General features: G+C 76.1%; 3 protein-coding genes. 2 read left to right on the top strand and 1 reads right to left on the bottom strand.

Annotated elements, in window-relative coordinates; translation table 11 throughout:
• Positions 1–149: 149 nt before the first annotated feature.
• Positions 150–836: an ArsR/SmtB family transcription factor gene (locus tag IHE55_RS30315; RefSeq protein ID WP_232265442.1), complete on the bottom strand. Its 687-nt coding sequence runs from the start codon at positions 834–836 to the stop codon at positions 150–152.
• 339 nt (positions 837–1,175) lie between these two features.
• On the opposite strand from IHE55_RS30315, the gene IHE55_RS30310 reads away from it, so the two are divergent.
• Together IHE55_RS30310 and IHE55_RS30305 are read left to right on the top strand one after the other, a co-directional pair.
• Entirely contained in the window at positions 1,176–1,949 is a 774-nt protein-coding gene (locus IHE55_RS30310; RefSeq protein WP_197987740.1) for a DUF4232 domain-containing protein, read from the top strand.
• Between the two features lie 524 nt (positions 1,950–2,473).
• Complete coding sequence (locus IHE55_RS30305) at positions 2,474–3,046, top strand: DUF4232 domain-containing protein (RefSeq protein ID WP_197987739.1); 573 nt, start codon at positions 2,474–2,476, stop codon at positions 3,044–3,046.
• The last annotated feature ends 92 nt before the right edge of the window (positions 3,047–3,138 follow it).

Here is a 3,138-nt window from a genome sequence, read left to right as displayed (position 1 = left end):
CGGCACAGCCGTCCGGGTCGGGGGCGTGATCCGTGGCCGGGGTGTCCGGGGCGTGGACCGGGTCCGTGGCCCGGGCGGCGGGTGGCGGTGCCGGCCGGGGGAAGGCCGCCGCCGGGCGCCCCGCCGGTGCCGGGGTCCGCCCGGCCGGGTCACGCCGGTTCCGTGGCGACGGGCAGCTCGGACAGACGCCACTCCAGCATGCCGTCGCTGAGACGGATCGCCCGGCGCCCGAGGTCGGTCAGCAGCCGCACCGCGTCGGAGGCCAGGGCGCAGTACTCGCCGCGGCAGTACACCACGATCTCGGCGGTCTCCGGCAGTTCGCCGATCCGGTCGGCCAGTTCGTCGACCGGGAGGGAGAGCGCGCCGGGGATGTGCCCGGCCCGGTACTCCTCCACCGGCCGCACGTCGAGCACCACGACGTCCCCCGCTTCGGCCCGGGCCCGCAGTTCCGCACCGGACAGCGCCACCCCGCCGGGCCCGCCCAGGTGGGCGTCCCGGGCCGCGGACACGGCGGCCCGGTGGCGGTCGGCGACCTTGCGCAGCAGCGCGAACAGCTGGGCGACGTCGTCACCGGCGAGCCGGTAGTGGATGCGTACGCCCTCGCGGCGGGTGGCGACGAAACCGGCCTGCTTGAGGGTCTGCAGGTGCGCCGACGCGGTGGTCAGGTTCAGCCCGGCCGCCTTCGCCAGCGCATCGACGGTGCGCTCGCCCTGGGCCAGCAGATCCAGCAGCTCAAGGCGCTTTCCGCTGGCCAGCGCCTTGCCGCTGGCCGCGATCGCGTCGTACAACCGCGTCTTCGTCACGCTCTCCGCGCTCTCCGGCACCGCATCCTCCAATGATCCATGGAATATCGTACAGAGGTCCGGAGGAGCGGACCGCGGTTCCCTGCTCCTGTGGACGCCGGCGCCGTCGGCGGTCCCGCCCGCCGCGCGCCCGCGCCGGGTCCGGCGCCGGTCCGACCGTCCTGGGCGCAGGTCCGCCGCCACCGGTGCACCCCGCGCCGCGCCCGAGGGGCGCGCCCCCCGGGGACGGAACCGTCGCGTCCCTGTCACCGGCCGGTCACAGGTCCGGGCGACACGCGGACGGTGTGCGGCCGTGGGCGGGCCGGAGCGCAGAATCGGCTGTCATCGGGCCGGGACCGGCCGGCCGCGACAGACCGACCACGGGGGAACACCATGAAGACTTCCGCACGCCCACCGCACCGCGGTCGCGGGCACCGTCGGACCTGCGTCGCGGGGGCGGCGCTGATCGCCGCGCTGCTGGGGGCCACGGCGTGTGAGTCGGACGGGGACGACGGCGCGAACGGCTCCGCGACCACGGACCGGCCGAGTGCGTCGACTCCGGCCGAGCCGGGCGCGTCGAGCTCGGCCGAGCCGGACGCGAAGACCCCGGCGGCGACCGGCGGGCCCGGCCCGGCCACGTCCCGCGGGACCGGTTCCACCGAACCCGGCGGCTCCTCAGGCGCCACCCGGACCGGCGGGGACCGTGGCGGTACGGCCGCCGCGAAGGCGTGCGCCCCGGACGCCCTGGCGGTCTCCGCCACCAAGGAGCCCGCGGACAGCAAGGAGGCCCGGCACCTCCTGCTGACCGTCCAGAATGCCGGCGACACGGCGTGCGAGCTCTACCACTACCCCCGGGTGCGGCTCGGCGCCGACGCCCGGACCACCGTCCCCGTGATCCCGGACAGCGACCCCGACCCGGGCGTGCCCGTCACCATCGCGCCGGGGGAGGAGGCCTACGCCGCCCTGCTCGTCAGCGGCGGTGCCCGCGACGAGTACGAGGCGACCTCCCTCACGCTGAGCCTCCAGGGGCCCGAGCCCGGCAGCGGCGCGGGCGGGCCGATCGACGTCCCCATGCCGGTCCAGACGCTGTACGCGGACGACGGGCAGCTGGTCACCCACTGGACGACCGCCTCCGGTCTCGCGCTGGACTTCATCATGTCGCGGTGACCTCCCCGGCCGGGCGGGACGCCGCCTCCCGCCCGGCCGGCCGCCCGCGGCGGATGCCGGGCCGGCCCCCGGGTGTGCCGGGATGACGGGTCGGCGCCGGAGTGTGCGGCCGGCCCCCGCGGCGGAAACCCACGATGTGCGCCGGTGCGCGGAAATGAGCTACCATCAGATTGTCAGGCCGCAGGGAACGACGGCGGCGGACATGCGTCGGAGGTGTAACAGCAGCACAACCCCCTTCCAGGGGGTAGGACCACGTGCGATTCGTGGCCGGCGCTCCGGATGAGGCCCCCGCCCAGTGGCGGGGGCCTCTCTCGTGTTCCGGCGGTGGCCGGGACCTCTCGCGCGCCGCCACCGCGCTGTTCCGCGCCGCGCCAACAGCCCGCTAACGCGCGCTTGCTGACCGTGCGGCGGGCGGGCCCCGGGCCGCGACAGAGATCGGTTAGCCGCCTGTTAGCACGGTCGGCGACAGTGACGGAGGTCCGATCGGACCGACCACCGATACACGACCAGGGGGAGAAGGAACCATGTCGAAGACCGACGACAGCACCCGCACCCGCACCAGCCGCGTCCGGCGGCGCGCCACGCTCGCCGCCGCCACCGTGGTGGCCGCCACCGCGCTGGCCGCCGCCCCGGCCTCGGCCCTCGGCCAGGGCACCGCCCGGGCCGCGGCGCCGGCCGCCTGCACCACGGCGGAGACCGCCGTCACCGTGCAGAAGCTGAACCGGCCGGTCAACCACCTGTTGATCACCGCGCGCAACACCTCGAAGAAGACGTGCACCGCGCACGGATACCCGTACCTGCGGTTCGGGGAGGCCCAGTCGCCCGCCGCGCCGTGGGCGAACACCAAGCCGGCGAAGCCGGTGGTGCTGGCGCCGGGGCAGTCGGCGTACGCGAGCGTCATGACCTCGTCCGCGATCGACGACGGCACCGAGGGCTACCGGACCTCCAAGCTCGGGGTGCTCTTCGCCAACGCCCAGGGGAACGGCAGCGTGGGGCGCGCGGTGGTGCTGACGCTGCCGGGCGGTCAGACCTACGTCAACGAGCCGCGGGTGACGTACTGGCAGGCCACCGTGGACGACGCGGTCAACTACGGCTGACCTGCACCGGGCGACGGACACCGGTGACCGCGGGCGTCCGCCGGCCGGGGGACCGGCCCGGCGGGCGCCCGCCCCGGCCACGGGGGGAGCGA

Origin of the sequence: Streptomyces pactum (genome assembly GCF_016031615.1) — a bacterium.
GTDB lineage: Bacteria > Actinomycetota > Actinomycetes > Streptomycetales > Streptomycetaceae > Streptomyces > Streptomyces pactus.
Note: the sequence above shows the minus strand (reverse complement) of the source record. Positions and strands in the feature narration are given on the sequence as shown.